The following is a 26,385-nucleotide window of genomic DNA, read 5'->3' on the forward strand; positions in this document are numbered from 1 at the left end:
ATTGGCCGGAGGTGGCAGGGGAACCCGGCTGTCGCGGACCGTCGGTCGGCTGGGGCTACGCTACCCCGGCGGGCCGGGGCTGAGCGAAGAGCGGCACGCCACCTGGCTTGAACTCTTCTTCGACCTCGTGTTCGCCCTGGCCCTGCTGGGCGTGACCGCCCGGCTGGACACCCGGGCATCGCCAAGTGCAGCAGAGCTGGCCCTGGCCATCGTGCTCTACCTGGTCATCCAGTGGTCATGGCTCGGGCAGTCCTTCTACGACACCCGGTACGACCCGGACGACACTGCGCAGCGATTGCTGGTGCTGACCACGACGGTCGGCGCTGGCGCCATCGCCCTCGGTGTGCCGCAGGCTCCCTCCGGCCTACTGCTGCCCGTCGGGTACCTGATCGTTCGTGGTTGTCTGCTTCTGATGTACCTGCGGGTCCTCACCGCCGACCGGACCGCCGGGGATCTGGTGGCCGTCTATCTCACCGGATTCGGCAGCGGCTGGTTGCTCTGGGTCGGGTCACTGGCCGTCCCCCCGGCCGTACGGCCGGCGGTGTGGACCACCGCCCTGGCTATCGAGCTGCTCACCCCGTGGCTCGGCCGTCGCTGGCTGCGCCGTCATCCCGTGCACCGCACCCACCTGCCTGAACGGCTGGGGCAGTTCACCGTGATTCTGCTCGGCGCCACGCTGACAAACCTGCGCGACGCGATACCCACCACCCATTCGCCGGCTCGCGTGCTGGCCGCCGCATTGGTGGCCTTCCTCATGCCAGCCAGCATCTGGTGGATCTACATCACCTATGCCAACAGCGGGCTCGCGCTGCCGCGGCTGGGCAGCGGTAACGGCTACGCCTATCTCCACGTGGCCGCCGGCGCCGCGGTGATGTTCCTCGGCTGGGCGCTCGGTGTTGCGGTGTACGAGGTCGGGCAGTCGCATCAGATGCCGATCCACGCGCGACTCGTGCTGGGCGGGTCGATCGTTACCTGGATGGTGTGTGGGTTGGGCCTGCACCGCTTCGCTCTCGGTCGCCTGCCCCGGCGTCGGCTCGTCGTCGGCCTGGGGGGAATCACCCTGGCCATCGTGGTGGCACTTGTGGTGACGGACCCGGGCCGACTGCTCGCGTTCAACTCGGCGATGCTCGTCGGATACGCCATTGTGGTCAACGCGCAGATCGCCAAGGCCGCAAAAGGACATCAGTAAGCTCTGCTACTGTAGCGACGGCCCGCCGAGAATCGCCCGCTCAACGGCTCGGATGACCTCTGGTAGGACGTCGCGGCGGCCGGTGAAGCGTTGCAGGACGCCACCATTTGATGGTGGCGGCGCTGCGGCCCGGCGGTTGGCTATTGGTAGAGGATGCCGACACCGAGCTGCAGCCGCTGGCCTGCCTCGATGAAATTGGCCCGGCGCAGCGGCGCGCCAACCGGCTGCGGCGCGCCGTCCGGGAGTTGATGACCCGCGCGGCGCCGACCTGCGCTACGGCCGCACACTGCCGCGGGCGTTGCGTGCGGCGGGCCTGGTCGACGTCACGGCGGCCGGCTGCTTCCCGGTCGGCGGGGTAGCCTGCGACCGGCTGGAGACCGCGACGGTGCGCTTGGTCCGCGCCGAATTGCTCGCCGCGGGGCTGACCAACGACGTCGAGATCGACGCGCACCTGGCCGCCGTCGATGCCGGCGAGCTCGACCTCACCCTCGCGCCGTTGATCTCGGCTTGGGGACGCCGCCCAGGGTAGGGCCTGTCCTACCGATCATGGTTGAGCGTCGAGCCGTCGACTTGCGAAGCTGTTTCGTGTGACTGATGGTTCCGAGCCTGAACCGACGCCAAAACCTCGACGGACCTAGCGAACCTGAGTACGCCGACTCATGCCTGGCCGGGTTAGGCCGCCCACGCTGAAGGTATGACGTCTGAAGCGGTCGGCATAGCTCGACGGGGTGGCCCGATCGTGGGGTTCCTGGTCCTGCTCTGGGTCTGCGGGCTGATCGCGGCGGCCGTGTGGTGGGTGGGCATCGGCCCGGAGCAGTGGAGCGTCAGCTACGGCGACCAGCCCGGCGAGTTCGAGGACCTCCAACGTCGGGCGAGCGTGGCGCTGCTGGTCGCCGCGTTGGTGGCGACCGCCGGGCCGGCCCTCGTCGCGTTCGTCGCGTACCAACTGCGGCTGGTACGCACCGCGGTCTTTTTCCTGGTGTTGACCGTCGTGATTGCCGTGCCCGCCGTACCGTTCGCCGTGCTCGCCGGCCGGGATCTCGATCCGGCGCCGGCCGTGACGACGCCCGGCCCGCCTGGGCACTGCGTGGAACACAGCGGCGGTGACACCCGCTGCCCGGGCGGCTGACCGAACGGTTCCGTCGGACCGTCGTGCCATGATGCCGCTCACCAAGGCAAGGAGCACGGCGGAATGGCCACGGTGACGGTTCGGGACGAGACAGCGACGGGCAGGGCGATCGATCAGTAGCCGTTGACCGGTCTGCCGGGGCGCATCTCCGCCCGGGAGCTGGTCCGGTTGCGCGTACGCGAGGAGGTGGCGCGGTTCAAGGATCATGACGCGGAGACCGCCGATGACGCGGCCGGCCCGGTCAGCCGGCGGTGCCGGCGCGCCGGGTGCTGCCGCGGCCGGTGGGCCAGGGCAGGCAGCCCGTGCCGGACCCCGGCACCGTGAACACGTCCAGGCCGTGGTCGATGCTCGACGTCACGATCTCCAGCGTCCCGTCGCCGTCGAGGTCGCCGATGGACGGCGCCGCCGCGATCCCGACACCGTTGCCGTTGGCGGACTGGCGCGGCAGCCGGGTGTAGGACAGCTGCTGCCCGGTCGCGGACATCACCACCAGCCGACCGGCTCCGACGGAGGGGCCGTACGTGCCGAACACCAGTTCGGGCGTGCCGTCTCGGTTCAGATCTGCCGCAATCACCTCGGAGCCGAACGTCTTCGCCGCGCCGCGCGCGTAGTTGTACTTCCACAGCAGCTTGCCATCCGGGGATACCGCGTAGACGCGGCCATCCGGGGTCGCGGACACGATCTCGGGCCGGCCATCGCCGGTGAGGTCGACCAGGGTTGGTGCCGGGATGCCGCTGGGCGGATACCAGTCGCCGTCCCCGCGTACCGCCGGTTTGGCGGTGAGCACCGGCGTCTCGAACCCGGCGTGCCGACGTGCGGACCGCGCCCCGCCGTTCTGTGCCCCGTCGAAGGCCATCACCGCGTAGCCCTGGGTCTCGTACGGCTCCTTCATCTCGGCGTTCGGCAGCCCGATGACCTCAGCGTGCCCGTCGCCGTCGAGGTCGCCCATCGACGGGGGCGACGCAGTCCACTGCAACCACATGGTGCTCTTGATGTCCGGCCACGCCCCGGTGTGCTTGTGGTAGTGCGCTTCCTCCACGGCGGGGTCGAGCCAGCGGATCATCTGCCCCCAGCCCAGCCGCTTGCCCTGGTACTGGTTCTGCCGGTTGGTGAACCAGCGCGAGGCGAGCACCGACGTGCCGTCGGGGTTGAACACGTTGATCTGGTGGTTGTCGTAGGTGACCACGATCTCCAGGTCGGGGTCGTCATCGAGGTTGGCGATCCCGACGTTCTCCCCGTAGGTGCCGTAGCCGTGATTGCCCGCGCCGTTGAAGGCGGCGTCGCTGCCGGTGTTGTACCGCGGCCAGGACGTGGCGGCGGCGCCCTTGGGGTGGTAGACCTTTCCGTTCGCGCCGAACACGAACACCTGCGAGCCGGTGGTGGAGGTGTTCGTGGTGGTCGCCACGATCTCCATCCGGCCGTCGTGGTCGAGGTCGGCCGCCGCGAGCCCGCGCGTCTCCGGGCATTGTCCGCCGCTGCACGTGGAGACCGGCCAGCCGGGCTTGACGCGCAACTTGCGGCCGCGGAACTCGTATGCCGCGACGGTGCCCTCGCCGCCGCCGGTCACGATGTCGATGACCGAGTCGCCGTCGAGGTCGGTGACCACGGCGGGGGCGTACACGCGGCCCTTGCTCGCCGTGCCGGTGGCCAGCCGGGTGCCGGTGGCACTGTAGACGAAGGTCGAGTAGTTCGGCGCCATGATCTCCAGCTTGCCGTCGCGGTCGAGGTCGACCAGGCTCGGAGAGGAGAACCAGCCGGTCTGGCTGGTGGCGACGGTACGCACGTGTTTCGGCCGGGCCACCGCCGCGGCGCCGCCCTGGGCCTGACACTTGGACGGCACCGCCGGGAGTGGCTTTCCCCCTAAGCCTGCTCTGGCGGCGGCGGTCACCGTCGCGGTGCTCTCGGCCGGCCCGGGCGCCGCCGCCCGGTTGCTGCCGCCTTCGCCGCGCGCCATGGTCACCAAGGCGACCGTCACCAGCACCACCGTCGCCAGCGCCGCCGCGCCGACCGCGATCATCCGCCGCCTCATCGCCAGATCATGCACCCACCGGAACTTACCCGGCGATCGTGCCCGCGCACGGACCGGTCGCTCGTACACCGGTGCCCGGCCGGGACCTTGTTCGACACCGACGGGCCATCGCCGTACTCGCCGCACCGCATCACCCGGATACCGCCCAGCCGGACTATGCCCCACTTCTGCTACCGACAGAGGCGCGAACCGCGCTTACCGAAGCGGTTCGCGCCCGTCGACCTCAGGTGAGGCGGGCGGTTCAGTCACCCTGAGGGCCTGACACCGAGACCGGCACCCGTCTGGCCTTCCACGCGTCCGTCGGACGAAGTTGGCCAAGGAGGCCGACGAGTCTCGATGTGTGGAGAGGGCCCATCGCGCCCGGATCGACAGGATCCTGAGCGAGAAGGGCTTCGACGCCTGATCGACGAGGCCGCGCGCTGCAGCCTGCACCCGAAGGGGCCCCTGGTCAGCGGTGACGCTGCCAGGGGCCCCTTCGGTGCGAATCAGGCCAGGTCAGCCGTCGGACTCCGCCGGTGGGATGAACGCGCCGGGCACGTTCTCCGGGGCGAAGATCCTTTCCTCACCCGGGTACGGCTTCTTCCAGTCGTGTGCCTGGTACCAGGTGAAGTGGTTCATCTGGGCGGGGTTGGCATAGTCGGGTTTGGCTTCCGGCCCGGTCAGCCGCTGGTGCGACTTCCACTCTTCCCACTGCGCCGCAAGTTGCTGCTTGTCCACCGGCACCGTCGCTGCGGGTGCGGCGGCGGCGAGGGGATTCTGCGGTGCGGGCGTGTCCAGACCGCAGGCAGGCGGGGTGGCCAGTCCTGCGGTGAGCGAGGTCCGGTTGGGCACCGCGGTGAACGGCGTGAGGTCCGGCTTCTTGGTGAAGGCCTGGCGCATGGGGCTGGCAGCGCTGTCCTTCTGGTTCATCGGGTGGATCCCGAGGATCTGCTCGATGGTGCGGATCATCGTGATCTGGGAGTAGTAGTGGTTGTCCACGACGCCGTGCTGGGCCCAGGGGCTGATGATCTGGATCGGTGCGCGGTGGCCGTCGACGTGGTCGAGGCCGGCCTGGGAGTCGTCCTCGACCACGAAGATCGCTGAGTCCTTCCAGTACGGGCTGTGCGAGATCGTGTCGACGATCTTGCCGACGGCGAGGTCGTTGTCCGCGACCTGAGCTGCCGCGTTCGGCGGGCCGCCGGTGTGATCGCTGGAGAGCCAGAACATATTCAAATTCGCCGGCCCGTTCTTCTGGAAGTCACGGTTCCAGATCTCGTACCGGTAGATGTCCGGCACGCCCAGGTCGTACTTGGGGAAGCCGGGCACCGACACGCTGTTCAGCGACGGGATGGGGGAGGACGAGACCAGGCGGTACGAGGTGTCCTGCCCTGTGGCCGCCATGTTCTTCGTGTCGCAGTACAGGTTCTGCCAGGTGGCACCGGCCGGCTTGGTCAGGAACTGGTGGAACTCGCCGAAGTTCCGGACGGTCTTGCCCGCCGCTTGCGCACCGGTCCAGATGAAGCCGGTCCGTTGGTGGCCGAGGGCGTCGTCCTCGGTGTCGTAGCTGCGGATGTACTCACCGGCCGTGGACTCGGTGTACTCCGGGTTGTCGGCCTGCATCAGCCAGTTGTGACCCTCGGCCGAGTTCGTGCCGATGTCGTAGGTGTTGTCGTAGAGCCCGAACTGCCGAGCCAGCGCGTGCTGGTTCGGTGTCACGTTCTCGCCGAACTGCGCCAGCGACGGGTCGCCATTGCCCCGCGGGTCGTCACCCAAGACCTGGTCGTAGGTGCGGTTCTCCTTGACGATCAGGAAGACGTGCTTGATCGTCGAGGGGTCGCCGAGCCGCTGTGGCACGGGCACCGGCTTCGCCTTGTTGCCCTTGGCCAGCTTGACCGAGCCACCGGTCCAGCCGTTCTGGCTGAAGACCTTGCCAGTCTCGGCCCTGATGGCCTTGTCGCTGGGCAGCGGGAACCGCTGCAGGCTTGACGTGGTGTCGTGGGTGCCGTGCCCGGCCGGGTTGTTGGGGCGGCGGGCGTCGACACCACGGGTGTTGACGATCAGCACGTCCTTGCCGACGCTGGTGATCTCCGCGGGGAAGTAGTCGGTCGGCAGGAGGCCGACGTAGCTGACCGGCTCCAGCGGCGTCGTGTACCGGTAGACGGCGACGGCGTTGGCGCGACCGAGCGTCACCAGCAGGTGGCCGTCGTCGGTGAGCGTCACGGCGTTGGGCTGGTAGCCCACGGTCGCCTCGGGCCACGGCTGGGTGGCGATGGTCTGGACGACCTTGTCGTGTCGGGTGTCGATGACCGACACGTCGTCGCTGTTGGTGTTGGTGACGAACAGTGCCCCGTTCCTCGCGTACAGGGCGGTCGGGTGCAGGCCGACGTCGATGCTCGCGACGGCGGCGCCCGGGTTCGCCAGGTCGATGACGCTGACCGTGCCGGTGGTGGTGGAGGCAGTCACCTGGTCGGCCGGCACCTGGGTGTTGTACGAGTTGATCGTGGGCTCACCGGGCTTCGCCGGACGTCCACCCTCGTTGCTGACGTAGAGCTTGCCGCCGACCATGACCATGTCACGCGGGGCGTTGCCCACGGCCCAGCTCTGCTGGATGGCGCCGGTCGCCGTGTTGATGGCGACCACCCGGTTCTGGCCGTTGACCGCGGAGTACACGGTGGAGCCGTCGGGCGAGAACACCGCCTCGGCTACCAGCGCGCGCTTGGGTCCGTCCTGCGGGATCTGGATGAACGCCGGGTTGGCCAGGCTGCCGTCCGGGTTCACGGTGAACGTGCGGTAGCCGTCGGCCTGGCCCAGCCACAGCTGCGAGCCGTCGGGCGAGTACGTGGGGCCTTCCTGGCCCACGTCGTTGCCGCTGATGCGCAGGTCCGCCGCCGCGTTGTTGCCGACGAGCTGCTGCACCCGGTAGTTCTTCAGGTCCACGATGGCCAGAGCCATGCCACCGTCGGTGACCGAAGCCGCCAGGTGCGTGCCGTCCGGGCTGACCGAGGACGACATGATCTTGCCGTTGTTGAGGACGAAGCGCTCGCCGATCGGGTCGAGGTACTGGTCGTCGGACACGACCAAGCCCTTGCCGGTCAGCTGGCCGACCTGGTCGGTGCCGAAGTGTTGCGTCTGGGCGAAACTGATGCCGGTGCCGGCGGCGACGACGACGGCGGTGGTGCCCGCCGTCACGAGGGGTAGCCGGCGGCCGATGCGTCGACGGAGAAGGTCGGATACGCCCTTCTCGACACGCCGACGGCGGCGTGTTACCTGCATGAAGTCATCCCTTCGTGGTGTGGAGCAGTTCGACGTTGCCGTCGAACTGCCAGAGCGGGTTCGGTGCGTCACCGATCGGGGTCCGCACCAGGAAGTAGCCGTTCACTTCCTTCGGTCCGTCGCCGTCGGCCACGAACCGCCCGTCGGGGGTGACGTCGAGCTGGTAGATCGCCGTCCCCGCGGCCTCGACGTCGGGGAGATGCCAGGAGACGACGCAACGCCAGTCGTTGCCCGGCCCTTCGGCGGCGAGCTTGCCGCCACCCTTGTTGCAGCTCGCCGTCGCCTTCAGTTGCGCCTCGGTGACGTCGGGGCGGTTGAGCTGCTCGGTCTGCAGGCGATAGAGATGGGCGAATGCCGTGGCGACCGAGCGCTCCACCTTCTCCTGCGCGATACCGGAGCCCGTGGCGGGCGTCGCCGCGGCGACGACCCCGACCGTCACGGCGAGCAACCCGGCCAGCGGCAGTGCCCCGACGGTGACAGCGCGGCGTCCCGAGCCCTCATCGGTCGGGTTGGTGAAGTCGCGCCGGATGAACAGCAGGTAGGCCAGCGCCGTCGCGGTCACGGCCCACAGCAGGCTGACCACGATGCCGATCAGGAGTGGGCCGATTTGAGCCGGGCTGGTGAACAGGCCGTTCCAGGCGATGAAGGCGTAGCCGGGCAGCGCGAGGCGCACGGCGACGGGCAGCGGCAGCATCTGGGCGAGCTGCATGGCGAGCGCCACGAGCGCGGGCAGCAGCAGCCCCATCGGGGACCGCCCCAGCGCCACGGACCCGAGCAGCCCGATGGCGGCCAGCGCCAGCGTCGGAGCGAGTACGCAGACCCAGGCGAGCAGGATCTTTCCGGCAGCATCCCCCGGCGTCAGCAAATGACCGTCGATACCGACCAGCGGCTGGTTGCCGACCGCCACGACCCCGCCCACCGCACTGGAGCAGGCCAGCCCGGCCACGAGCAGCAGGATGACGGTGAGGCTGGACAGCGCCTTCGCGGCGAAGATCCGCCGGGGCGACCGGATCGCCACGAGCAGGTGACGCCAGGTGCCGAGCCGGTCCTCGGAGGCGAACACGTCGCCGGCGACCACCGAGGTCACCAGCGGAAGTGCCCACGTCCCTGCGAAACCGAGCGTCACCAGCGACCCGGCCCACCCGGTGGCGTGCATCCAGCGACCGAAGAGGGTGTCGACCGGTAGCGAGCTCTGCTGGCTGACCGCGGCGACGAAGAGCGCCGGCGCGATCCAACAGGCGAGGACCAGCAGGCGGATCCGCCACTGCGAGACCAGCTTGACCAGCTCGAAGCGGTAACCGCGCGCCACGGAGACGCGGCGCCCGGCGACGCGGGCGTCGGCGACGATCGCGGTCATCGGCTGACCTCCTGCTCATCGGTGAGGGTGAGGAAGGCGGCCTCGAGCGGCGACACCACGGGGGCGAGTTCCCGTACCCCGATGCCCGCGTGGACGAGCCGCACCACCAGGTCGTCCAGGGCGGGCACCAGCGCCTGTACGACGAGCACCTCGGCGTCGGGCCGTGCCCCGGCGCCGTCGACGACGCGGATCCCGGCCGTGTCGACGGCCAGCCGGCGGGCGGCCTGCGGGTCGGAGGTGAGCAGCCAGTAGTCGAGTTCGCGGTTCTCGGCGGCCAGCTTGCTCAGCGGGCCGGAGAAGACGACACGTCCGGTGGCGAGGATGGTGACCTCGGAGCACAGCGCCTCGAGGTCGTCCATGCGGTGGCTCGACAGCACCACGCTGGTGCCCTGGGCCGCGAGCCGACCGAGGACGCCGTGCACGTGCCTCTTGCCGGCCGGATCGAGGCCGTTGGCAGGCTCGTCCAGCACGAGCAGCCGAGGTTTCGTGAGCAGTGCCGCGGCGAGCCCGAGCCGCTGACGCATGCCGAGGGAGAAGCCGCGGGTCCGGTCGTCGGCGACATCGGTGAGCCCGACCTGGTCGAGCAGGTCATCGATCCCCGCCGCACGCACGCTGTTGCTGCGCAGAGCGGCCAGCGCGGCGAGGTTCTGCCGGGCGGTGAGCGAGGGATAGAGGCCCGGCCCGTCCACGAATCCGGCGACCCCCTCGGGAGCGGCGAGCGCCCGCCCGACCGGCGTACCCAGGATCTCGAGGTGGCCGCCGTCCGCGACGGCCAGTCCCAGCAGGAGCCCGAGCAACGTCGTCTTGCCCGCGCCGTTTCGCCCGACCAGGCCGTGGATCTGCCCCTGCGCCACATCCAGGTCGATGCCGTCCAATGCGACGACGTCACCGAAACACTTGGTGATACCGCGAGCGCGGATACCGAGGAGTCCGTCCATGAGCCCCTTCTTTCGTAGCCTCAAGCAACTTAGGGAGGGGACCCGACCCAGGCAGGGACAGTCTTTGAACGTTCGGAGAACGGGAGGCGGCCAGCTACCGCGCGGGGCTGGCCGAGCCTCCGTCCTCAAAGGCCGCTGGGCCGCCCTACGAGGAGCGATGCGCAACCGCGCCCGTGCGTCTCAGGCGTCGCCGCCGGGCTCAGCAGGCTTCGGACGCGGCCCTCTTCGCCGGGCCACAACCCGGTCCTCGGCCCACCGAAGCCCGGCTTTCGGCCAATGGATGATCGGCAGCGGAAGGTTCGGTGAATAGGGCTGTCGCGTGTTGCCCGGTGTGGAGCGAGCACTGCAGGGTTTGGGGCAGCCGCCCCCACGACGGAAGTGCTCACCTGTGCGTCTACTGGCATTCCTCGCCGCCCTTGTTGCCGTGTTCCTCGGCGCCGCGCCGGCGCAGGCGCACGTCCGCGCGACCTCCGTCGCGGTCGACCTGCGCAGCAACGGCGAGGGCGTCGCAGCTGTCGTCGCCATGGAGTACGACGTCCTCGCCCGGCTGCTGAGTCTCGACGGCGTCCTGAGCCAAGACGTTGTCCGCGTCGACGGCCCGGCCGCCGAGGCGCCGACCGAGGTGCGGCGCAGCTCGCTCGACACGCACGCGAGCGACGTGGCGGCGTACGTCGGCGCGCGGCTTCGGCTGAGCCGCGGCTCGATCGGGTGCACCGTTGAGGACGACGCCCGCGTCCATCTCGCCGATTCCGGCGCGGTGCGGGTCGCGCTCGCCTACGACTGCCCGGCGTCGGGCGCGCTCACCGTCCGCAGCGACATCTTCCGCGTCTCCGACGGCGTCATTGACGACACCACCACGTTGGTGGCCTACAACATCGACGGCCGCCGCGGTTCGACGTTGCTCGACACCGTCCGCACCAGCCTCACGGTGGGGCACACCGACCTGCTCAGTGAGATCCCGCGGTTCGTCCGGCTCGGGGCGGAGCACCTGCTCTTCGGGCTCGACCACGTGTTGTTCCTGTTGGCGCTGCTGCTGGGCGCGAGGCGGCTGCGCGACGTCGTCGAGGTCGCCACGGCCTTCACGGTCGCACACTCGGTGACCCTGGTGCTGGCCGCGATCGGCTGGGTCAGCGTGCCCGGGTGGATCGTCGAGCCGCTCATCGCGCTGTCGATCGCGTTCGTCGCGCTCGACAACCTGCTCTCGCCGAGGACGAGCCACCGGCTGCCCGTGGTCTTCGGCTTCGGGCTGCTGCACGGGCTCGGCTTCGCGGGCGCGCTCAGCGTCGACGGGCCGCTGTCGGCCTCGACCCTGGCCGACCTGGTCGCCTTCAACGTCGGCATCGAACTCGTCCAGTTGGCGATCATCGCGCTCACCTTCCCGGCGCTGCTGTTCCTGCGCAGGGTCGCGACCAAGCCGGTCGCCGCCCGCGCTCTCACGCTCGGCACCGTCGCGGCGACGGTCGTCGTCGCCGGTGCCGGTCTGGTCTGGTTCGTCGAACGCTCGCCGCTCCTGGCCTGACACGGACCCCCGCCCCCCATCCGAAGGATCCCGATGTCCGCGTTCACCTGGACACGCGCGCGCCTGCGCGTCGTCCTGTACACCACCACGCTGGCGCTCGCCGCCAGCGTCGTGGCCGGCCCGCTCGCGTCGTACGCGGCTTACGCCATCGACCCGCCGGAGGCCACCGTCAGCGGCGTCGTGTACGTCGACGCCAACGGTGACGCCCAGCGCAACCCCGACGAGGTCGGCCTGGCCGGCGTCCGCGTCTCGGACGGCGAGGCCGCGACCACCACGGCCGCGAACGGCAGTTACTCGCTGACGATCTCCACGGACCGCCGTACCACCGACATCGTGTGGGCCAGCCAGCCGCGCGGCTACCGCTTCGGGCTGGACCAGTACAAGGAGCCGAAGTTCTGGGCCAACCTCGGCCAGCTCACGGACGACGCCACCCCGAAGGCCGACTTCGGCCTGGTGCGCGACGAGATGTCCGACGGTGACACCTTCTCGTGGGCCAACATCGCCGACCCGCACGTCAACGCACAGCTGCCCGACCAGATCCGCGAGATCAACTCCACGGGCACCGACCTGGGTTTCATCGCGGTCAGCGGCGACCTCACCAACGACGCAAGTCAGGGGCAGTTCGACACGTATCGTCGCGGCACCCAGCAGTCGGCCGTCGGTGTCTGGCCGGCCGTCGGCAACCACGAGTACGCGAGCGGGTCGGCGTACGCGGACAAGATCGAAAACTATCGCCGGAACGTCGGCCCGGAGTGGTACTCGTTCAGCTACGGCAACCGGCACTTCGTGGTGCTGGAGAACAACGGCTCGGCGCCGTTCGACGAGGAGCTGAACTGGCTCGAGAACGACCTCGCCGCGAGTGTTCCGCTCGACGACGACCCGACCAACGACATCGAGGTCGTCGTCCTCACCCACCAGCCGATGAACGTCCCGTTCGGCTCACCGTCGACCTACGACGCCTTCGGAGACGTGCTCGAGAAGTACAAGGCACAGCTCATCCTGGTCGGCCACGAGCACTCCAACCACGTCGAGAACCACTCGGCGTTCGCCTCGACCGCCAAGCACATCCAGACCGTGTCGAGCTCGTACACGATCGACAACGCGCCGCGCGGCTTCCGCTACATCCACATGGCGGGTCCGGGCTTCGACAACCCGTTCCGGATGTACGGCGAGAGCGAGCACCTCACCATCGTCAGTCCCGCGCCGGGCTCGAAGGTGCCGGCCGCGAAGTTCCCGGGCATCCAGATCAACGCCTACGACACCGGCGACGAGGTCGTCTCGGCGCGCTACCGGATCGCCGGCGAGAAGAACTGGATGCCGCTGCACCACAGCGGCGAGTTCACCTGGCAGAGCAACCTGCCCAACAGCCTGCAGACGGTCGGTGCGCACAGCATCGAGGTGAAGGTGGTCGACGCGGCGGGCAAGACCTGGACCAGGTCGGCGGACTTCACCCTCACCGACGAGCCGGCGCTCCAGCCGGTCGCCGGCGGTGACTGGGACCAGCACCACGGCAACGCGGCCCACTCCGGCGTCGCGCCGCCACAGCCGGCCGGCCGTCGCCTGGCCTGGAGCTTCCGCACCGACGGCACCTTCCTCACCGGGTCGCCGGTCATCCACAACGGCGTCGTCTACGCGGGCACCCGCGACGAGAACGGCGACGGCAACAGCCGGATCCACGCCGTGCAGCTCAAGGACGGCAAGGAGCTGTGGAACCTCGAGGTGCCGCAGTCGATCCACGGCAGCCTCGCCTACGGCGACGGCCTGATCTTCGCCCCGACCCTCGGCTTGGAGCTCTACGCCGTGGACGCGGCAACCGGCAAGCTGCGCTGGAAGACCGTGCCCGAGCAGGCACCGGCCCCGAACAACCAGCGCACCTACGGCTACTACTCGCCGGCCGTCTCCGGCCACACCGTGCTCTGGCCCTACCAGACCCGCTTCGGCATCGGCAGCCAGGGCGTCCTCAAGGCGCTCGACACCCGCACCGGCGCGCAGATCTGGGCCTCCCCGATGTCCGGAGCGACCATGAGCGACGGCACGCCCGCCGTCATGGACGGCACCGTGTACGTCGGCAACGAGACCGCCGACCGCGTGCTCGCCTACGACCTGGCCACCGGCGCCCGCAAGTGGACCGGTACCGAGTCGCTCGGCAGCTGGCAGGACGGCGTACCGACCACAGCCGAGGGCAAGGTCTTCATCGGCGCCAACAACGGCATCGCCGCCCGTGACGCCAAGACCGGCGCGACGCTGTGGACCTACCGGAGCACGCGCTCCTCGCTCGTCTCGAGCGGCTCGACCCCGAGCGCCGCAGCCGTCAAGGACGGCATCGTCTACATGGGCTTCCCGAGCGGCGCCGTCGTCGCCCTCGACGCCCAGACCGGCAACGTCTTCTGGGAGCGGGTGCTGCCCGGCGACATCTACCACGGCGGCGTCATGTCCAGCCCGGTCGTGGCCGGCGACACGCTCTTCGTCGGCGCCAACAACGGCAGGTTCTACGCCCTGGCCACCGACACCGGCCAGATCCTGTGGAGCCACGAGACCGGCACCTGGGTGGGCGCCGGCCCGGCCGCCAGCGGCAACACCGTCGTGACGGGCGCCTGGGACGGCAACCTCTACGCCTACGTGCCCGGCGGCGAGTCCGCACAGCGCTGGGCGACCGTGACCGGCACGGTCAGCGACCCGGAGACGGGCGCTCCGATCACCGGCGCGAAGGTCACCGCCGTCGCCGCCGGCCAGGACACCGCGGTGACCAGCACCGACGCCAAGGGCCACTACCGGATCGGCCTGCCGGAGTCGACCTGGAGCGTCACGGCGGCCAAGCGCGGCCTGATCGCCGACGACCGCTCGGCGGCCACCGTCACGGTCGGCGCCATCGGCACCGCGACGGCAGACCTCAAGCTGATCAAGGTGGCCCACCCGGTCGCCGGCATGTCGACGTACGCGCCGGACTACGGCAACGGCAGCACGCGTACGGACGTTGTCCCGGGCAAGGAGTACTACTACCTGGCCAACGACATGGTTCGGGCGTCGGTGACGCCGTACGCCGCCGGCAACAACGGCGTCGGCGGTCTGGGCCAGGGCGCGCTGTCGGACCTCATGCTCAACGACGCCAACGGCGCCGAGACCCTCGACTGGGGCGAGATGTTGCTGCGGCCGAGCCTCACGCCGCCCGACTCGTGGGACCGGCCGAACGACCAGCTCGACCTGCCCGACCTCGCGGTCGACGGCGCTGCCGTGGTCGGCAACGGTCACTACCGGGCGAACCCGGCCATCAAGGCGCAGGTCCGCTACGAGACCCTGCCCGACGCCCCGATCGTGAAGATGACGGTCAAGCTGACCAACACCGGCACGACGGGCTACCAGGGCTACTTCAACTACATGATCGACCCCGACAGCTCGGTCGACAACGGCCGGATCCCCGGGTTCAGCGGCATCAACCCGGGTCTGAAGACCTCGGGCTGGACCGGGAACTACATCTACGCCGGTGCCGACGCGGCCACCACGAACGGCCAGGCCGCGCACGGTCTCGCGTGGGCAACGGACACGCCGACCGCGCTCGGTGCGTACGGCTACGTCGAGGGCCTCTACTACGACGCCACGGTGGCGGCCGGCGCCACCAGGCAGTTCAGCTTCTACCACCTGACCGACTACGCGACCGCCGGTGGCGACCCCACCCGCAACATCGCGAACTGGGCCGGTGAGATCGACCTGCACGACCCGGCGGTCCCGGACGCCGCTCGCGCGGCCGGCACGATCACCGCGGGCGGCGCCGCCGTCTCCGGTGCCCGGGTCGCCCTCGAGCAGGCCGGTACGGTGGTCGCGACCACGAGCACCGACGCGCAGGGCAAGTACCTCGTCAGGGCGCCGGCCGGTCGGTACGACGTCCGGGTGTCCATGCTGGGCTACCGGACGGCCGCCGGCACGGTCACCGTGCCGACGGTGGGCAGCGGCGTCGCCGACGTCGCGCTGAGTCCGGTCACGGTCGAGGCGAGCTACGGCAAGCAGATCGGCTCGGGTCTGATCGAGGCGGGCCACGGCGACGTCATGCTCGAGAACGACAAGCTCTCGATGGCGATCGCCGACGCCTACAACGACTCGCAGCTCTCCGGTGGCACCCGTGGCAAGCCGGTCGACATCGCCGTCCGGGGCATGGCCGACCAGTTCGACTGGATCAACCTGCCCTACGTCTCGGCGACCCAGCCCACCGGCGGTAGCGCGTGGGACAACCGGTCGGTGGCGGCGACCGACGTCCAGATCGTGCAGGCGACCGGCGACAAGGCCGTCGTCCGGGTCTCCGGGCTGGTCAAGGGCTTCACGGACCTGACGGCGACGACGACGTACACGCTGAAGCCGGGCGACAACTTCGCCACGGTCGCGACGGAACTGAGCAACTCCGGCTCGGCTTTACTCAGCGTGTGGACCGGCGACGCGATGGACCACGACGCGGCCGGCCAGGCCAGTGTCGTCCCGGGCACCGGCATCGTGCCGCCGGGCACGACGGCGGCATACGCGCCGAGCAAGCCGTACATCGGCATGACCGGAACCGATCCGCAGGTCTTCGGTCTCGTCTACGGCACGCCGGCCAGCGCCTTCGACGTCTACGCCGCGGGCAACTGGGTAATGAGCCGGTTCAACGTCGACGTGCCGGCGGGTGGCACATACACCCTCACCCGCAAGCTCGTCGTCACCCCGGGCACCGACGCGGTCGACATCCTCGACGGCGTACCCGCGCCATAACACACACGCGCCCCACCACACGGGGCCGGCCCGGATTCCCACCGGGCCGGCCCCGTGCGGGCATTCGGTGGATCAGGAAGTTGCCGCGGGGCGCCGGACGAACAGCACCGTCGGCACCACCATGACGAGCAGGACGACGCCGCCGACGAGCCAGCCCAGGTGAAGGGCGTCGGTGAAGGCCCGTGGCACGGCCAAGGAGAGCGTGTGTGCCAGCGGGGCCGGGAGCTGACCCGTGCTGCCGCCGCGCGTGGCTCCCGCGACGACCGCTTCAGCCTTGTCGGACGGTACTCCAGCCGCCACGAGCTGCTCGTTCAGGTACGTCGGGAAGCGGGTCGTCACCAGGGTGCCGAGGATGCTCGGACCGAGCACGCTGCCCAGCTGGCGGAACATGTTGACCGACCCGGCGGCCATGCCGGCCTGCAGCGCCGGCACGCTGTTGACGGCGGCCGCGGTCGACGGCGCTACCAGCAGCGCCGAACCGACGCCGGCGGCGACCAGTCCCGGCCACATCGCCCCGTAGCCGCTGAACGGGCGGACCATCACCAGCGCGAGGGCCCCGGCGCCCATGAGGACGAGCCCCGCGGCGAGCACGGGAGCGATGCCGGCGCGACGGGCCAGGCGTCCGGCGAGTGCGCTGACCGCGACGTAGGGGACGAACATGGGGAGCATCTTCACCCCGGTCTCCAGGGCGCTAGCGTGGGCGATCCGTTCCAGGTAGAGGACGGTGAGCAGGCAGATGCCGACGAAGCCGAACATGGTGACGGCGCTGATGGCCATCACGGTCGCGAACGAGGCGCTCTTGAACAGCCGCAGTTCCAGCATGGGGTCGTGGTGGCGGAGTTCGAGCCGGACGAAGGCCACCAGCGAAACGGCGGAGACCACGTAAGCCACGATGATCATAGGGCGGTCGTAGCCGCTGGCGCCGCCCTGGATGATGGCGTAGGTCGCCGAGGCGATCGCGATGGTGCCCAGCAGCACGCCGGCGGGATCGAGTCGTCGGGTCGGGTGCTTGCTCTCCGCCACGAACAGCGGGGTGAGCACGAGGGCGAGTCCCCCGAGGGCGAGGTTGGTGAGGTAGACCGTGTGCCAGGGGGCCTGGCCCAGGAGCATGCCTGCCACCAGCGGCCCGATCGCCAGCCCGAGGCCGGAACAGCTGGCCCAGACGCTGATGGCGCCGGCCCGCTCGTTTTGGTCGGTGAAGGCGTGACTCACGATCGACAGGCTCGACGGCAACACAGCCGCCGCGCCGAAGCCCATCACGGCCTGGGCCACGATGAGCAGACCCGCGTTCGGGGCGGCGACGGCGAGCGCGCTGCCGAGCGTGAAGAGAGCGACGCCGTAGGAGAAGACCCGCCGTCGCCCGAGCAGGTCGCTCAGCGTGCCGGCGGAGAGGACCAGGCTCACCACGGCGAGGCTGAAGGCGCTGCTCACCCAGACCAGCGTGCTGGCGGACATGCGCAGGTCGTCCTGGATCGGGGGGAGCGCCGAGATGGTCGACGACACGTTGACGAAGGTCATCATCACGCCCAGGCAGACGACGAGGAGGGCGAGCCATCGTCGGCGTGCCTCCGTCGTGGGCGCCAGGGTGGGCCCTGCGGCGGTGTTAGGTTGGCTAGTGGAAACCATAGCCAGGACGGTAGCACCCTGGCTATGCAAATGCCTAGCCAGGGGGTGTGGCAGCTATGACACAGCCAGGCGGGCCGACCAGGCCCGACACCGACGCCGTCATCGCACTGACCGGCCGCTTCGCCGACCGCGACGCCTGGCAGGCGGAGGGCTGGTGCCGCATCGAGCACGCGTTGGAGCTGATCGGCACCCGGTCTGCGATGATCCTCATGCGCGAGGTCTACTACGGCGGCCGGCGCTTCGACGAACTCGCCCGACGCACCGGCCTCACCGAGGCGGTGGCCGCCAAGCGGCTCAAACAGCTGGTCGTCGACGGCCTGCTGCAGCGGCAGCCGTATCAGGAGCCGGGCAAGCGGACCAGGTACGAGTACGTTTCCACCGAACTGGGCCGAGACCTCTTCCCCGTGCTGGTCGCCCTGATGCAATGGGGGGACCGGCTCGGTCGCGAGGGTGGCGTCGAACTCGTGCACGCCGGCTGCGGAAGTCCGCTCGGAGTCGTCGTGGAGTGCGCAAATGGGCACGAAGTGGCGCTACCCGACACCGCTGCCCGACTGGTGACGGACGGAAACGACACTGACCCCCATAACCCTCAATCCGATGGATGAAGATCTCAATCTACGCACCTGACGCTGCGCCGAAACGGACGGGACGATAGCCGATGGCCAACATGCGCCGGTCCCGGTTGGTGAGCCTGCAGGCTTGACGGCGGCCGCCGCCGGCTTGTGTGAGGTGCCCGGATCGATCAGCGACTTCACCGGACGGTGGACGGAGCTGGCATTTGGGCGAGCACCCATCGGCATCGGCACCTGAACGCGCCCCCAACCACGCACCCCTTCAATGAGCTGCTTGTGATAGCGGATCTCCGCGTGTCAGCTCGAGCGCGGCGAACCCGAGGCAGACTGCCGCCAGTGCGGCGAGGGCGCTCAGCGCCGGTAGTTGAGCGCTGGCGGGTGCCAACGCCGTGACCACCAGTGTCTCGGTGATCCGTTGTGGGTGGACGCGGTGAGTCATCCGCCAGCGGATCGCGTGATCTGCGAGCAGGTAGGTGATCACGCCGACGAAGAGGGCCAGGTGCGGGAGTGCGTCGAGCGGGGCGCCGGGCGCGAACAGGCCTCGGCTGCCCAGCACGGACATGGTCTTGCCGAGCCCTAGCGAGACGAGCACAATGCCGGCGATCATCGGCAGGTGCAGCAGCGCGTAAGCGTCCTGAGCCAGCGCCGCCCGCCGGTCTGTGCTGCTTGCCGCCAGCACCCGCGCCCCGTAGATGGCGGTCGTGCTGAAGTAGATCCACCAGAGTGCGGCGAGCAGGGCAGTGCCCAGTGCGGCAGCGACGATGATCCGAGCGGATATGGGCGTGTAGACCACAGCGGTGCCCATGGAGATGACCGCTTGACCGAGCGCGATGATGATGATGAGGCTGTACCGATCGGCCCAGTGCTCGGCGGACCAGGTCCACGAGTGGCGTGCTCTGGCGAGCCGGTTGCCGACCAGGTCCACGGCGATGGCGGCGATCCAGAGGCCGGCGCGCGAGGGGGTCAGCAGCCGAGTATCGCCGACAGGCTGCTGCAGCAACGCGGAGGCGAACAGGATGGCGAGCGCCAGCAGGGTCGGCACGGCGCTGCGCATCACGGCGCTCCGCTGCGTCGGCTCCTGCCGAACGGTGAGCCAGAACGCGGCGAGGAACAGCAGCCGGATCAGTGCGTAGCAGGTCGCGAAGGCCAGCGGCCCGGGCACCCCGCTACCGTCGGCGTTGAACGCTTCCGGGCTGGCCAGGGTGATCAGCGCGGTGAGCGTGACGACGAGCAGCACCACCAGGCGCACCACCGGCTGCTCCGAGCGGACCGCGACGCCCAGCCAGGTGTAGGCGCACCAGGCAATCCACAGAACGATGAGCACCAGCAGCCCGCGCACCATTCCGCGCCAGGTCGGGTCGTCGGCCATCATGGCGGCGACCTGCAGGAACGCGTACACGTAGACCAGGTCGAAGAAGAGCTCCTTCGGCGTCACCCCGGACTGCTTCATGAGCGGTTGTATTTCGGCGTGCAGCCGGCGGTGGCGGTGCCGGAAGACCGTGGCGTCGGCCAGCGCCATGGCAGCCACCGCCGCCGTCAACAGCGCCAGTTGGGCCAGCACCGGCACGTGAGGAGCGACCGCCGCCAGGGACCCCACCAGGAGGATCCCCAGGATGGGTGATCGACCGAGCAGGCGCAGCGTGCGTACCTCGAACAGGACCAGCCCGACAAGGTAGAGGATCACCCCGCCGTAGAGCACCAACAGCCGTATTGCGGCCGACGTTTCCGACGGCACGCGCTGCTCGGACAATGTGTGGTGGATGCCGAGAGCGACCAGGATGAGCCCGGCCATCATCGGCAGGTGCAAAAAGCTGTACGCATCGCGCCCTAGGAGCGCTCGTCGGGCCTCCGACACCCGTTCCAACGCCAGCTCCGCGGCGAACCGGGCCACATCGAAGTAGGTCCACCACAGCAGCCCGGCAAGCACGACGCCGAGCAGCGCGCCAGCCAGCACCTCCAGGGTGAGGGGATGCGCCACGGCCACGCCCTGGCCCAGCCCGACCGAAATGATCGCCTCGCCAACACCGATCAGGATGATCAAGCTGTGCCGTTCCGCCCAGTAACGGATGGATCTGATCCGCCAGGTCCCGGCACCCAGCAGAAAAGTACCGCCGTACCCGGCGATGATCGCGCAAGCGACCAGGACAAACCGGAGCCATTCGCGGGCCACCACATCCCCGACGAACGCCTGCTCACTGTGCTCATACGACGGCACGAGTGCGGACGCCAGCAACGCCAGCTCACCGGCCACGATCAACGGCCCGGCCTTCCACAGCCGCCGGCGGGTGCCCGGTTGCGCCACGCCGGCGGCGATGGCGAACACGAGGGCGCCACTGCGGGCCACGATGTAGCAGATCGCGAACACCACCGGACCGGAGAGCCCGCCGGGGCGGTCGATGAAAGCCTCCCGGGCCGTCAGACCCATCACGAAGAGCGTCGCGCTGAGTCCGAACATGAACAGCGGCATGATGCCTCGGTTGAGCCGCAGGATGTTGCCGAGCCACGCGTACGGAGCCCAACAACCCCACAGCAGCACGAGCAGCAGCAGCCCTCGGGGAAGACCGGCCGGATTGAGCTGCTCGGCAGTCACACCCGTGACGTTCAGAAACGCGAACACGAAGATCAGGTCAAGGAACAACTCCAGCCGGGTAACGTTGCCCTCTCCCCGGGCCAGGTGGAGTCGACCGAAGCTCCACACGACCTCACTCTGCCAACAAGCCGCCCCCGCGACAGTGGATCGGCTCACTCAGCGGGCGATGTCGACAGAAGCTGTCGGCTCGCCCATGCCGGGCAGCGCACGCGGCTCGCCACGACGGGCGACCAGGGCTCTCGGCAGAACCCGGGCACCGCTTCGCGTAGGCCCGCCTCAGTGAGTCTCTGCTCGATCGGTGTCTGTACCGGCCCTGCTGTCTGGCCGGGGAAGGATGATCGAGGGGCTTAGCGCAGGGCAATCTCGCCCGCGTGGACGGCACGCATGGCGCGCTCGACAGTCTCCTGATTTTCGCCGACCGGAGCCACGTAGTCGATGACGTCGCGCGCAGCGTCGCACCCGAGCATTCGGGTGATCACCCAGGTGGCGAGATACTGGGACGCCAGGCATCCCCCCGCCGTAGCAATGTTCCCCTCGGCATGAAACGGCGCGTCCAGCACGGTGACATCGCAGGCTTCGACAAAAGGCCGGCTCTTCCTGTCCGTGCACGCCGGCATGCCATCGAGCAACCCGAGCCGGGCGAGCACCAGCGCGCCCGAGCACTGCGCACCGATCAGCTGCCTCGAAGGATCGAGTGCCAGCCTGGAGATCAGCCGGTCGTCGGCGACCACCTCGCGCGCCTTCACCCCGCTACCGATCAGCACGACGTCGGCCTCGGTCACGAACTCGATCGGGCGTTGCCCTGTCACCTCGACGCCGTTCATCGACGTGACCACAGGCGTCGGCGTCGTAATGAAAGCCTCCAAGCCGTCCTTACGACACCGGTTGATCAGCGCGGAAGCGATGAAGCTGTCGAGCTCGTTGAACCCGTCAAAGGTGACGACGGCTACCTGCATCACAACCCCCTGAGTGCGGCATCAGGTCACCACTGTCCCGGGCGCGCCGCTCCGGGCCCAGTGCCAATCGGCGGCTCGCGGCATGTACCAGCGCTCCGCGTCTTGAGCCCGCACGTTGAGCTTGGGCTTCAGGCCTGCACGGTTCCCCTTCGGCTGGCGTTGGACGGCAGCACCTTGTTGACCAGGAAGACGCCGGCTCGTCGTCCGATGATCGCCTCGCCGACGAGTTCCTCAGAGGCGCCGTCACCGTACATCTCCGCGGTGTCGATCATGGTCATGCCCAAGTCGAGCCCGGCGCGTAGGGCGGCTATCTCGTCTTGCCGCCTTCCGGGGCGCTCGCCCAGGTACCAGGTTCCCTGGCCGAGCACGGGCATGGTCTGGCCGGATGGCAGCTCGATCGCGGCGGCAGCGAGGGTCATGGCGGCCTTTCGGGAGCCTGGGTACCAGTGGGTTGAGTGCGTTACCCGCTGCGACAGGAAGCAGTCTCGTAGCGCGACCTTCCTCCGCGCAGGCCCACTGTGAGCGGCGGGCGTATAGGCGGATTGTCCGCCTCGAGTGGGGTTCGGTGGCCTGTTTCCCGGTGCCAACACCGGGAAGGCGACCGCGAGCGAACGATGCGCCGCCGTCGGGGCGGCGCCGCGAAGGGAAGGCCGCAAAAATGGCGCAGAGCCAGCAGCCGCTGACCGGCAAACGAGTCGCTTGCCTCGCCGCCGACGGGGTTGAGGACGTGGAGTACACCCAGTCCCGGGCCGCTGCGGAGCAGGCGGGGGCCGAAGTCCACCTGATCTCACTGAATTCCGGCGAGATTCAGTCAATGAACCAGGACATCAACCCGGCCAACCGCTATCGGGTGGACCGGACCGTGAACGAGGCGAATGCGGCCGACTACGACGCCCTGCTGTTGCCAGGCGGGACGGTCAATCCCGACCGGCTCCGGATGAACCCGCAGGCGATGGACTTTGTTCGGGCGTTTTTTGAGCAACAGAAGCCGGTGGCGGCGATCTGCCACGGCCCCTGGTCGTTGGTCGAAACCGGGATGGTCAACGGGCGGACCGTCACCTCGTTCCCCAGCCTGCGCACCGACATCGGCAACGCGGGCGGGAACTGGGTGGACCAGCAGGTACAGGTTGACAACGGCCTGGTCACCAGCCGCAGCCCGAGCGACCTTCCGGCCTTCTGCGCCAAGATGGTGGAGGAGTTCGCCGAGGGCAGACACGTCCGCCAGATGGCGACGGCCTGACCCGGTGGGGCTCCAGGCCGGGAGGCTCAGCCGGGCCAGGAGCCCCGGCCCGGCGGGTATCCCGCCAACCGGATCTTGGCGCCGCTTGGATGCTTTCCGCGCTGAGGCCCGGGCGGCAGTACGGCGATGACTTCGCCGATGACGGCTACAGGCATGTCCGCGGGCATAGCGTCTGCGACGATCCCGGCGACCGGGCTGACAACGGCGTCGGTGACGAGCTCGGGCAGCCGCTGAGCCCAACGGCTCCGCCCTCGCGGTCACCCCCCGTCACCTGCGAAGTCGCGTTCGTGCGGCGATCCTGGGACTCTCATGATCGCTTCAGTTAGGGTGATTGCCAGCCGACCGGGATGGCGCCGAAACGCGCAGCCTGGGTTGGTGATCGGTTCGTGTCGATCCCGACACACAGCCAAACACTCGAGGTCAAGCCCTGTTTCGCCCGGTTCAAGGTCCGCTAACCCGAACCCCCGCGAAGCCGCCAGCCACCGGATCACCCACCCAGCCATGACCGGCACAATGACAACCGTGACGATCGACCAACCCGGGGACATCAACCCAGGAGACATCTACGAGGACTGCTCCTTCCACCCCGTCCTATGCACCCACAACGACGGCGAAGTGCTCATGGGCATCTCCCTGATCGACGCCACCGCACCACGAACCTGCGACCTCAAACACTGCGGCGTCATCAAGCTCTCCATCGACGACGTCAACGCCGCACGAGCCGACTGGCCGGCATACCTGGTACGACGCAAAGCAGAGTTCGAAGCCGAGTACGACAAGCCGACTACCTGACCGACCATCGGCAAGAGGCCACAAGGAACTACAAGATCGTCTAGCCGGACGTGTCACTTACGTCCCGAGACTGATCTGTCACGGAAGTCCTGAGACCCGACACGGCGCCAGCCGGTGTCGTACTCCGGTTGATGCCTTACCGGTTGGCTCCGCTTGATGGGTTAGGTGATACCTGAGCCGCTCGCTACCGACTGTGAAGCGCTGGTCGAAGACCCTTGATCGGCGGCCGACCGCCAACCCACGAGACTCTTGGTCATGATGTGCTCCCGACGTACGCCGTCGGGCATCAGGTCGCCGAGTTCCCCTGTGTCACGGAAGCCGTTGCGCTCGTAGAGGGCCCAAGCGTTCTTGTTGCCCTCCACCACGGACAGCCGCAACATCCCCGCGCGGACCAGCCGAGCCCATTGCTCGACCGCCTGCACGAGGTGGTCGCCCACGCCGCGGCCACCTCCCGGCGGCGCCACGTGCATCGAGATCAGCTCGACGACGCCGTCCTGATCGGTCGGCACCCCGCTGGCCATCCCGACGGGCTGCCCGTCGAGCATCGCCAGGATGTTGTACGAGCCGGGGATGGCCAGTCGACCGCGCCAACGTTCCTCACGGTCGCCGTCGCCCTGCCAATCCGCAAGCTGGGAACCGAACGCGTACGCCGCCTCCGCCAGCGCAGGGTCAACCACGGCGTCGCCGGGGAGGACTACGCGGATTTCGTCCGAGCCAGGCACTCCTGACTCAGACGTCGAAGCGGAACATAGGCCGCCTCTCCCGTGACCTGCGGCGACCTCGTCGGCGACGGCAGGGGCTCGGGAAGCTCGACAGACCGCTCTCGTGACTGCTGCTGCTGCTGTCAGCGTTGCTGTCACCGCCCTGGGGAGTGATCTTCTCGGGGCGGTTTTCGTGGTATTTGGTGGTGGGCGCGGCAGGTTTCGAACCTGCGACCCATGCTTGTAAGGCGCTTCCGGCGAGAGCCGCAGCGTCCGTGACGTTCACCAGGCCCGGTCCAGAGGCGACATCCGTCCGCGCTGGTGCGGCCTCGGCCGCCACTGTTGATGTCAACGGCTGATGTCAGGTCGCCGCTGCAATCGGCACTCAACGCTAGGGGGAGTGACCCCTGTCGGGCACCGCGACCTGGATACGACTATCGCCGCCGGTCGCGCACTGATGGACCGCATCGCCGACCTCCAGGCGGCGCACCTCCACCAGCTCGCCGCGCTCCCGACGGCCGCCCGGCCAGCACCTAGGTCAGGCCCGCCGGATACTCGAGAAGTACCGCGTCCAGCTCTGGGCCCAGCAGCTCGGCACCGCGCAGACGGTCAGCGATGCCCGCATCCGCAAGATGCTGAGTCCGTAGCCGGCCCTACTCAGCTTTCTGTGCCTCGATCAGGTCGAGGTCGCGGACGCAGAAGCCGTGGTGCTCGAAGGTCTCGTTGAGCACCGTGCCGAGGCACTGCCGCACCGAGCGGCCCCGGGCGTACGGCGGCCAGACATCGTCGTCGGGCACCGGTGCTCGCGCTGCGAGCTGCACAGCGGTGACCTCGTCGAGCCAGGCCTCGAGCTCGGCGGCCTGTGCGTCACGCACGCTCACGATCTCGTCGAGGGCCGGATCGAGCGAGAGGTCAAGCCCGTGCGCTCCCCGGTAGGGCTCGACGGTCGTCCCGATGCCCATCGGCGTGAACAGCTCCGTCGAGCCCAGGCAGCAGCGGCGGAACCACGAGTCGTGGACGAAGACCAGGTGGCGCATCGTCTGCACCGCCGACCACTCGTCGTTCACGCTGCGGCGCTCGATGCCGGGCGTACGGCGGATTCGCTCGATCGTGGCGGCCCAGCCGGCATGCAGCTGACGCGATGCCTCGCGCAGATCGGCAGGGTCCTCGGAGCGGATCAGCACCCGCACCGGATGACGCCGGTCGAGCTCTGCCTCGACGTACTCGGTGACCTCGACACCGTTCACCACGAGGTTGGTGATGAGCCCGTCGATCACGGCATCCTGCATGACGACGCCGATCAGGCGTGCCCCGGTCAGATCGCACTCGCGGAACTCCGCACCGTGCAGATCCTCGTCGACATAACGCGTCATGCTCCGCATACTAGGTCCGAGCACCGACAAGCAGCCTGCCCGGCTTGATTTGGCCTCTTCCAGGTCCCACGGGCAGATGGGCTTGCTATCCGCCGATCAGGATGGCGCCGTGAACGCGCAACCCGAGTTGGGTATCGCTTGATGTCGATCCTTTGACACGAACCCCCACGTCCGCGCGGCGCGCGGCGCCGACCGTGGCGCGGGGCCGGCCCCGCGCCAGCCGGCGAACGAGACGGCCCACGCGGACGCGTCATCGGCCGCGGGCAACGGCCGTCCGACCGTGGCCAGGCCGTAGTGGGGCGTGACCGGCCGTTGATCAAGGCGGCGTTCGACATGATCGCCTTTCGATCGTCAGCCGTCCATACGGTATGTATGCTTGCTGACCGGG

The 26,385-nt window shown here is 69.2% G+C and carries 18 protein-coding genes and 1 pseudogene; 9 read left to right on the forward strand and 10 right to left on the reverse strand.

The features are described from left to right. From F8274_RS02485 to F8274_RS02495, 3 genes are all read left to right on the forward strand, one after another. Positions 1-1,189 (forward strand): low temperature requirement protein A (locus F8274_RS02485; RefSeq protein ID WP_192579671.1); only part of this gene is annotated, 1,189 nt, incomplete at its 5' end. Between the two features lie 298 nt (positions 1,190-1,487). After that, entirely contained in the window at positions 1,488-1,718 is a 231-nt protein-coding gene (locus tag F8274_RS31705) for a hypothetical protein (RefSeq protein ID WP_225853559.1), read from the forward strand. 210 nt (positions 1,719-1,928) lie between these two features. Continuing rightward, complete coding sequence (locus F8274_RS02495) at positions 1,929-2,318, forward strand: hypothetical protein (protein ID WP_151460627.1); 390 nt, start codon at positions 1,929-1,931, stop codon at positions 2,316-2,318. A 241-nt stretch (positions 2,319-2,559) separates the two neighbouring features. Here F8274_RS02495 and F8274_RS02500 read toward each other — a convergent pair whose 3' ends face one another. The 4 genes from F8274_RS02500 to F8274_RS02515 all read right to left on the reverse strand — a co-directional run bounded on the left by F8274_RS02500 (position 2,560) and on the right by F8274_RS02515 (position 9,894). Continuing rightward, complete coding sequence (locus tag F8274_RS02500) at positions 2,560-4,347, reverse strand: VCBS repeat-containing protein (RefSeq protein WP_151460628.1); 1,788 nt, start codon at positions 4,345-4,347, stop codon at positions 2,560-2,562. A 495-nt stretch (positions 4,348-4,842) separates the two neighbouring features. Beyond that, a complete protein-coding gene (locus tag F8274_RS02505) occupies positions 4,843-7,515 on the reverse strand; it encodes a bifunctional YncE family protein/alkaline phosphatase family protein (RefSeq protein ID WP_225853560.1) in 2,673 nt (890 codons plus the stop codon). Positions 7,516-7,603: 88 nt separating this feature from the next. Beyond that, positions 7,604-8,956 (reverse strand): ABC transporter permease, encoded by a 1,353-nt coding sequence (locus tag F8274_RS02510; RefSeq protein ID WP_151460630.1) that lies wholly within the window; start codon positions 8,954-8,956, stop codon positions 7,604-7,606. Further along, positions 8,953-9,894: an ABC transporter ATP-binding protein gene (locus F8274_RS02515; protein ID WP_151460631.1), complete on the reverse strand. Its 942-nt coding sequence runs from the start codon at positions 9,892-9,894 to the stop codon at positions 8,953-8,955. Before F8274_RS02515 ends, F8274_RS02510 begins: the two co-directional genes overlap by 4 nt. 388 nt (positions 9,895-10,282) lie before the next feature. Between F8274_RS02515 and F8274_RS02520 the strand changes: the two genes are divergently transcribed. Together F8274_RS02520 and F8274_RS02525 are read left to right on the forward strand one after the other, a co-directional pair. Then, positions 10,283-11,413 (forward strand): HupE/UreJ family protein, encoded by a 1,131-nt coding sequence (locus F8274_RS02520; RefSeq protein ID WP_151460632.1) that lies wholly within the window; start codon positions 10,283-10,285, stop codon positions 11,411-11,413. A 33-nt stretch (positions 11,414-11,446) separates the two neighbouring features. After that, positions 11,447-16,147 carry a PQQ-binding-like beta-propeller repeat protein gene (locus F8274_RS02525; RefSeq protein WP_151460633.1) on the forward strand — a complete coding sequence of 1,567 codons (4,701 nt, stop codon included), beginning with the start codon at positions 11,447-11,449 and terminating at the stop codon, positions 16,145-16,147. A gap of 72 nt (positions 16,148-16,219) precedes the next feature. Here the strand turns inward: F8274_RS02525 and F8274_RS02530 are convergent, their stop codons facing one another. Continuing rightward, positions 16,220-17,773, reverse strand: coding sequence for an MFS transporter (locus F8274_RS02530; protein WP_151460634.1), 1,554 nt, complete (start codon positions 17,771-17,773; stop codon positions 16,220-16,222). Positions 17,774-17,829: 56 nt separating this feature from the next. Between F8274_RS02530 and F8274_RS02535 the strand changes: the two genes are divergently transcribed. Then, on the forward strand, positions 17,830-18,378 hold the full coding sequence (locus tag F8274_RS02535; RefSeq protein WP_151460635.1) for a helix-turn-helix domain-containing protein: 549 nt from the start codon (positions 17,830-17,832) through the stop codon (positions 18,376-18,378). A gap of 229 nt (positions 18,379-18,607) precedes the next feature. Here F8274_RS02535 and F8274_RS02540 read toward each other — a convergent pair whose 3' ends face one another. The 3 genes from F8274_RS02540 to F8274_RS02550 all read right to left on the reverse strand — a co-directional run bounded on the left by F8274_RS02540 (position 18,608) and on the right by F8274_RS02550 (position 22,310). Beyond that, positions 18,608-21,043 carry a low temperature requirement protein A gene (locus tag F8274_RS02540; RefSeq protein ID WP_192579672.1) on the reverse strand — a complete coding sequence of 812 codons (2,436 nt, stop codon included), beginning with the start codon at positions 21,041-21,043 and terminating at the stop codon, positions 18,608-18,610. A gap of 239 nt (positions 21,044-21,282) precedes the next feature. Next, complete coding sequence (locus F8274_RS02545) at positions 21,283-21,891, reverse strand: DJ-1/PfpI family protein (RefSeq protein ID WP_151460637.1); 609 nt, start codon at positions 21,889-21,891, stop codon at positions 21,283-21,285. A 128-nt stretch (positions 21,892-22,019) separates the two neighbouring features. Then, positions 22,020-22,310: an aldo/keto reductase gene (locus F8274_RS02550; RefSeq protein ID WP_305070065.1), complete on the reverse strand. Its 291-nt coding sequence runs from the start codon at positions 22,308-22,310 to the stop codon at positions 22,020-22,022. A 239-nt stretch (positions 22,311-22,549) separates the two neighbouring features. On the opposite strand from F8274_RS02550, the gene F8274_RS02555 reads away from it, so the two are divergent. Both F8274_RS02555 and F8274_RS02560 read left to right on the forward strand, forming a co-directional pair. Beyond that, the gene (locus tag F8274_RS02555; RefSeq protein ID WP_151460638.1) at positions 22,550-23,131 is read left to right on the forward strand and encodes a type 1 glutamine amidotransferase domain-containing protein; all 582 of its coding nucleotides are present in this window, start codon (positions 22,550-22,552) and stop codon (positions 23,129-23,131) included. Positions 23,132-23,653: 522 nt separating this feature from the next. Continuing rightward, entirely contained in the window at positions 23,654-23,923 is a 270-nt protein-coding gene (locus F8274_RS02560; protein WP_225853561.1) for a hypothetical protein, read from the forward strand. Positions 23,924-24,084: 161 nt separating this feature from the next. Here the strand turns inward: F8274_RS02560 and F8274_RS02565 are convergent, their stop codons facing one another. After that, positions 24,085-24,645, reverse strand: a complete 561-nt coding sequence (locus F8274_RS02565) for a GNAT family N-acetyltransferase (RefSeq protein WP_151460639.1) — start codon at positions 24,643-24,645, stop codon at positions 24,085-24,087. 491 nt (positions 24,646-25,136) lie between these two features. Here F8274_RS02565 and F8274_RS32520 point away from each other — a divergent pair. Then, positions 25,137-25,271 (forward strand): annotated as a pseudogene (locus F8274_RS32520) (DUF3418 domain-containing protein); the annotation flags it as partial. 6 nt (positions 25,272-25,277) lie between these two features. Here F8274_RS32520 and F8274_RS02575 read toward each other — a convergent pair. Continuing rightward, the gene (locus F8274_RS02575; protein WP_192579673.1) at positions 25,278-25,997 is read right to left on the reverse strand and encodes a DinB family protein; all 720 of its coding nucleotides are present in this window, start codon (positions 25,995-25,997) and stop codon (positions 25,278-25,280) included. Positions 25,998-26,385: the final 388 nt, after the last annotated feature.

The organism is Micromonospora sp. AMSO31t (assembly GCF_008868175.1).
Taxonomy (GTDB): domain Bacteria; phylum Actinomycetota; class Actinomycetes; order Mycobacteriales; family Micromonosporaceae; genus Micromonospora.